This is a genomic window from Roseburia sp. 1XD42-69 (genome assembly GCF_003612565.1).
GTDB lineage: Bacteria > Bacillota > Clostridia > Lachnospirales > Lachnospiraceae > Roseburia_B.
On the sequence record NZ_RAZG01000121.1, the window covers coordinates 1 to 6,022 of the forward strand.

Genomic DNA, 6,022 nt, shown 5'->3' on the forward strand with positions numbered 1-6,022 from the left:
TATCACTTTTTTAGTATTGTGTTAAGCAAGTTACGATGCAAGCATCGGGGAATGTACCCCCCTATGATTCAAGTCAATTTCCGTACAGGACTGCAAAAATGAATCAATATATTGCAAAGTGCCTTTGTAATTACAGTTTAAGAGAAATTCATTATCAGCAAGATTTATGGGGGCTTTACCCTGTGCCGCTAATGCACGGTTAAAATCTGAAATGGAAACTACCGAAACACCCACTTCGGGAATGGAATTGTCAATGTGCCATAAGTTTAAGTCCTGCCCCTCAAATAAATCTCCATAGGTTATTTCTGCTTCATAAAGGCTGATCTGCGCTATGCTGTCTGCATAGATACCTAATCCCACGTCCCTTGATTTCAGATATGCCGCAATGTCCGTTTCTCCCGCCACATCAATATCCGCAACAACATTCAGATCATAAGGAAGCGAAGCCTTAGACGTTTCATTCATGGTTAAAGCAGAACTTATCCCCACGGATATGCCACAAATAGATATGGTGAGCAAAGCGCATACTACGCTCATAGTCATAAAATCCGTCTGCACTTTACTTCCGATCTGTCGGCTTAAAAAGGTATTCAGCCCTTTTAGATAAATTTTCCTGTTTGCCTGTATCGCTGTAAGCAATACTGCCGATACAGAAAAGAAGAAAAGTGCTGTCCCTGCTGCTAATAAAACTACTGCAATCTGAAACCATGAATTTTCGCGGCTGGGAAGTATACCATAGTGCTGAATAATCACGCCAGAAGAAACAATACAAAGGATAGAAAGCGCGGCTAAAGAAATCCCGGCAGCTTTGTTCCTTAGTGCCATGACTTCATTCTTCCTGCTGGCGGTCAACAGGTCAATCAGCTTGACCGAAGAAACCGTGCGCACATTAAAAATCATAACAATCAGAAAAATCAATACAAAACAGCCGATTGTCTTTTTCAGCGCACTTATGGAAAAAACAATCTGAAACTTACTCATATCTATTGCAAACAGGCATAAAGAAAATATGGAAAGTCCCTGTGACAAAAGCAGCCCTAATATAAGCCCAAACACAAGGGACAGAATGCCCACGCATAAGGTTTCCCCGGCAAAAATCCTTGATATTTTCCCTTTTTCCATTCCTAACAATGTATAAATCCCTAATTCCTTTTTCCTGCGTTTTAAGAGGAACTGATTTGCATACAGGATAAGAAACGCAAGGGTGGCAGCCACTACAACAGATAATGCAGAAAGCAATATCCCTAACTGGTCAGAAAGTAATTGCTTTGTTGCGTCAAGATCATTTAATGCTGGCTGGGTCTGAATGGAATTGAAAGCGTAAAACATACTTACCGAAACCGTAAGCGTCAGAAAATAAATCATATAGTCCTGTATGTTTTTGTGCACATTACGAATGATCAATTTACCCTCTGTCATTGGTTTCACCTCCCAATACAGAAAGAGTACTCTCGGAAATTCACAGCCCTTGAAAATACTGCTGTTCCAAAGAACTCCATTTTTTCTTTACCTCCACTTTTCAGTGGATTTTTTACATATTTTCTTTATTCTTTCAGTAAATTTTCAAATCCCTATTGACAAACCTGCCAGTTTGTGCGGCTGTCCGGTCCATGGACAGGCCCGTTGCAACTGTCCGCGCCATTATTCTGATCCGGATGCCCATTGGGGCTGGGACAGCGATCTTGGAACTTATTATTTTGGATATACGTTGTATATGCTGTCTTACCATGACGGCCAGCTTGGAATCGACCTTCCTTTACATATCCGTTTCCTGGATGCAAGACGCCACGACAGTGTCAGCGGGATTGTTACGCTTAAGGAATTTCGTGGCCTGAACCCTAATATTCCCATCCAAAATCTGTGTTTTGATTCCGCCAATGACAACTACCCTACGTATAACCTTTGTAAAACATGGGGCATCCGGCCTTTTATCGACCTGAATGCCAGCCGCAGCATGCCAAAATCCATTCCGGATGAAATTATAATCGATAAGGATGGAACGCCCATCTGCCAGGCCGGTTACCGGATGGTATACTGGGGCTATTGCTCCGGCCGCAGCCGGTGCAAATGGCGCTGCCCGCTGGCCTGCCGCAAAGTGGATAACTGTCCGTGCCGGGATAAATGCTCCAAATCCCCATACGGGCGGTGCGTCTATACAAAACCGGAATGGGACGTGCGCCTTTATCCTCCGGTTGCCAGAGGGACACGGGAATATAAAAAAATTTATAAAAACCGCACATCCTGCGAACGTGTAAACAACCGCATCCTCAACGATTACCATCTGCATGCCATGGGCATCCACCGAAGAAAAAGATATACTTTCTTTGCGGTAATTGCCGGCATAAACATCCATGCGGATGCATGGATGAAAAAACAAAGCAAAGGCTCCGCCGACGAAACGGCATCCATACAATTTAACTAAATAGATAATTTTAAACAGCATCCTATAGTACAAGGGAGAAGTGCGCCCAAAATTAAGAACTATTCTTATAAGCAAATTGGTTGTTGTACATATTCCATGCAAATACTAACCAATGTTCATTTTTGTATAATTTTCAATCCACTATTCAAGAGTTTCCGAGAGTACTCATGTAATCCTATTTCTCACGTTTTTATCCTTAATTTCACAAAAACTAATAACCAAAATCTATTCCATTTTTACACATTATGTCATAATATCATCTATTCAAAACAACCTTTTTATATGAAAGCTAATTTTCATCTAGCCATTCTCTGGGTATTAATTTATTATTATCTCCCCTCCACTCTTCTACTAAATTTATATTTTTAATTTCACTCCATGCAGCTTCCGAAGCATGTTCTAACACTATAATTTGTATATGTGGACTTGTCTTTTCCAAAGTGCTCGACATTGCTTCAAATATTTTTCTAACAGCTAATATATCCTCATCTTCAAGCTGAGGATCTTCCTCTTTTTCATTTTCCTTTTGTGCCAATTTTTTGGGGAAATATACTTGACTAGGCTGATCATATACAATAAATTGTGGCACTGTAGAATAACTCTGTTCCGCAAAAAACATTTGAAATGCCAATGATACAGAAATGTGGTATGATAACCAATTGGAACCACTCCCTATTTCCCACAAATAATCTTTACGTCCAGTTTTCCCTATAACCGTAATCGTAAGATTTTTATAATCTATCTCAACATTATCTTCTGGCCTTTCCGTATCCAACATAGGTAATAATTTCATAACCTTTAATTCAATATTTTTCAAAGCTGCTCTAAATTTCTTTTGTATTATAGATTCATTAATTTCTTTCTGCAAATCAGAAATTCTTCCCTTCAATCGTACAATTTCCTCTTGCAGTTCACCATCAAATGCCATGGCTCTATATGCTTCCTCAGCATATTCAACCTTCCCCAAAAAACGTGACATACTTTCCAGCGTATATTTTTGGTTGTATGTTTCATCTTTTTTATTATTTTGTATTTTTATAGACTTTTGAATAGAATTAAGATTTTCAGTTAATTCTGAAATTTTTCCTTGTACAAGGGAATATTCTCTTTCAAAAGCTACAGGAATTTCTGCAATTTCTTCAGTTTCATATTCAAGTGCCTCCAAGCTACTAACCAACTCTTTCATTTTTTCATCAACATTATGTTTACTTCCACAAAACGGACAAATCTCATTCTTTTTTGTCAGCTCTTCAAACCATTTTGATATATTCAATCTATCAATCTGTATTGTAAGTGTTTTCCGATAATCATCTATACTTTCAACAAATTGCGTCATTTCCAAATATCGGCTCTTATACTTTGATAATTCTAATGATATTTCATTTTCTCTTTTCCGCAACTCAACTATTTCTTTTGATGAATTTTTAATATTCTCCCCTAATATATAAACATCTGTATTATTTTTTTGAGAAATTTCTTTTAATAAAGCCAGCTGATCCCTGAAGCTTAAAGAATCTACCGAATGTTCTGCTTCAATTAAACCATATTCTTTTGCAGCATTAATCCAAGCACCTATTTCAATCTGCCATCTATCAGATACCTCTTGCATTTTTTCTAATTCACGCTCTTTGCGCTTTAATTTTTTCTCTAAATCACTTAACTCTTGCCTTTTGGCTAAAATTTCAGGCGTTACCGCTCCCAAAACATATGGGAAAATATTTATAAGTTTTGTTCTGTGTTCCATTGTATCTGCTTTATAAAATAAAGTATTAGCATTGGCAACTATATTTTGAGATTGGTAACAAAAAGCCATCATATCTCTAAATGAAGGTCTATCAGTAAACCCATTTAGTTCTTCCTGTTCTATCTCTAGGAAAGAAACTCTTGCTATCTCGTCTAAATGTCTGCGAACATTTTTACGTGTTGTATTTTTAGCTGGTATTTCTGGAATTACAATTTCCTGCCCCTCCAGCAACATCATATCGTCTGTGGACTTTTGTTGTCCGGGTTCTCTTCTTGCTAGTAAAATACGTTTACTCTCCAATTTTACCAATACACCAAACCATGAACATGCATCACGTATTGTATTAACCGGTATTTGACAATTCCCATCTCCTAAACAATAATCAATAATAGGAATGATCGCAGATTTACCTGTTCTGGAAGCTCCTGTTATTATATTTACCTTTTCAATCTCAAAATCAACTGTTTTAAATGCACATTGTATCTTTTTAGACCATAGTATTATTTTTTCAATTTGAAAATACACTTTTAAAACCTCACTTTCAAAATTTGAGAAATTTCCACTAATGAAAGTTTTGAACACCATATACCAAATTTTTCAGCAGCATTTCCCATTTTTCTTATATCCTTTGTCTTTGGCTTAAAATCATTTATATTATCTCTTAACGGTAATATGTATACCTTATCTTGAATAGATATTAACTCTCCGATTATAGATATACGAAGCGCTTCTAATGTCATCATTTTATATTGCTGGCTCAAACCTTGTATTTGAATAATCAAATCATTATTACTGTTTTGTTTCTCAGTAAATTTATCTACAAAGAAATGCAAACCTGATGTTTTCTGTGTTGATGATATAAAATCAACAACATCCTTTTTATAAATCATGGGCAATACAACAAATAACAATGGCATTGGTGGCATACTCTGATTTTCCTCCAAATAACCTAGTGAAAAACGTGCTAACAAGTAAGCCCCTAATGCCGGATTTTGAATATTATAAAACTCTTTCGTCAGTTTACTCATGCTAATCTTTCACCTCTTTAATCTTCTCCAAATACTGTGGATGCCAACCGACTTCCAGCCCATCCGCCAGCAAATGATAACAACCATTTTGAAAAAAATCTGGTACACTGACTGATGACATTTCAATTTGGTTCCTCTGACATTTATAATAAATCAGTTTTCCCTGTTCTTCTGGTAATTCATTCTTATTTTCAATCATAATAATTTTCCGTTCCAAGTTCCATGAACGTTTTAGTTTTTCCTCATACGATTGCATACTCAAAAAACTTATATCTCCATTATCTGCCCAAATCGTTCTATCTATTGATGCTCGTATAAAATCATTTATCGCCTCAATCTTTTCTGTGTAATCACAATCAATAATCTCCAACTGTGTTATATATGTTCTCTGCTGTTGTAATTCATTTTGAATTTCAAGCTTACTCGGTTTTACTGAATGAGGCATAAGACTATGTTTTTGATTATAATCTCTATAAAGCGCTCTTAATTGTACCTGATAATTTTCAAATGAAATAATTATTGCTTCATTATTTTCAACCATTTTTGTTACATTTAAATCTATCCAACCAATAATTCCCATATATATAGGTTCAATAATATCTGCCGGAATACCAGATTTATCAAATTCTTTCCTTACAGTTATCGTATAATTATCAATACACTTTTTTAATTCAAAATTTTGAATTATCTTGCAAGCCATTTCCATCCTGTCTTGAGCGAAAAAATATTCAATATATTTTTTATACTCTTCTCCAATCAATGTTAACAACCTAACTCAAGCAACTACAACATATTGTGTTTTTCTTTTAATTGGCACGGGGTTCCCTG

General features: G+C 36.2%; 5 protein-coding genes. 1 reads left to right on the forward strand and 4 read right to left on the reverse strand.

Features of this window, described 5'->3' with window-relative positions; genetic code table 11:
- Nucleotides 1-30: 30 nt before the first annotated feature.
- Nucleotides 31-1,419: an FtsX-like permease family protein gene (locus tag D7Y06_RS23530; protein WP_243119487.1), complete on the reverse strand. Its 1,389-nt coding sequence runs from the start codon at nt 1,417-1,419 to the stop codon at nt 31-33.
- A 295-nt stretch (nt 1,420-1,714) separates the two neighbouring features.
- On the opposite strand from D7Y06_RS23530, the gene D7Y06_RS23535 reads away from it, so the two are divergent.
- Entirely contained in the window at nt 1,715-2,422 is a 708-nt protein-coding gene (locus D7Y06_RS23535) for a transposase (protein ID WP_243119488.1), read from the forward strand.
- A gap of 289 nt (nt 2,423-2,711) precedes the next feature.
- On the opposite strand, the gene D7Y06_RS23540 is transcribed toward D7Y06_RS23535, so the two are convergent.
- Genes D7Y06_RS23540 through D7Y06_RS23550 form a run of 3 tightly spaced genes read right to left on the reverse strand, consistent with a single transcriptional unit; the run spans nt 2,712 to nt 5,954 of the window.
- Nucleotides 2,712-4,691 (reverse strand): DUF3732 domain-containing protein, encoded by a 1,980-nt coding sequence (locus D7Y06_RS23540; RefSeq protein WP_120409959.1) that lies wholly within the window; start codon nt 4,689-4,691, stop codon nt 2,712-2,714.
- Nucleotides 4,692-4,693: 2 nt separating this feature from the next.
- Nucleotides 4,694-5,194 (reverse strand): three component ABC system middle component, encoded by a 501-nt coding sequence (locus tag D7Y06_RS23545; RefSeq protein ID WP_120409960.1) that lies wholly within the window; start codon nt 5,192-5,194, stop codon nt 4,694-4,696.
- Nucleotide 5,195: 1 nt separating this feature from the next.
- Nucleotides 5,196-5,954 (reverse strand): ABC-three component system protein, encoded by a 759-nt coding sequence (locus D7Y06_RS23550; RefSeq protein WP_120409961.1) that lies wholly within the window; start codon nt 5,952-5,954, stop codon nt 5,196-5,198.
- Nucleotides 5,955-6,022 lie beyond the last annotated feature (68 nt).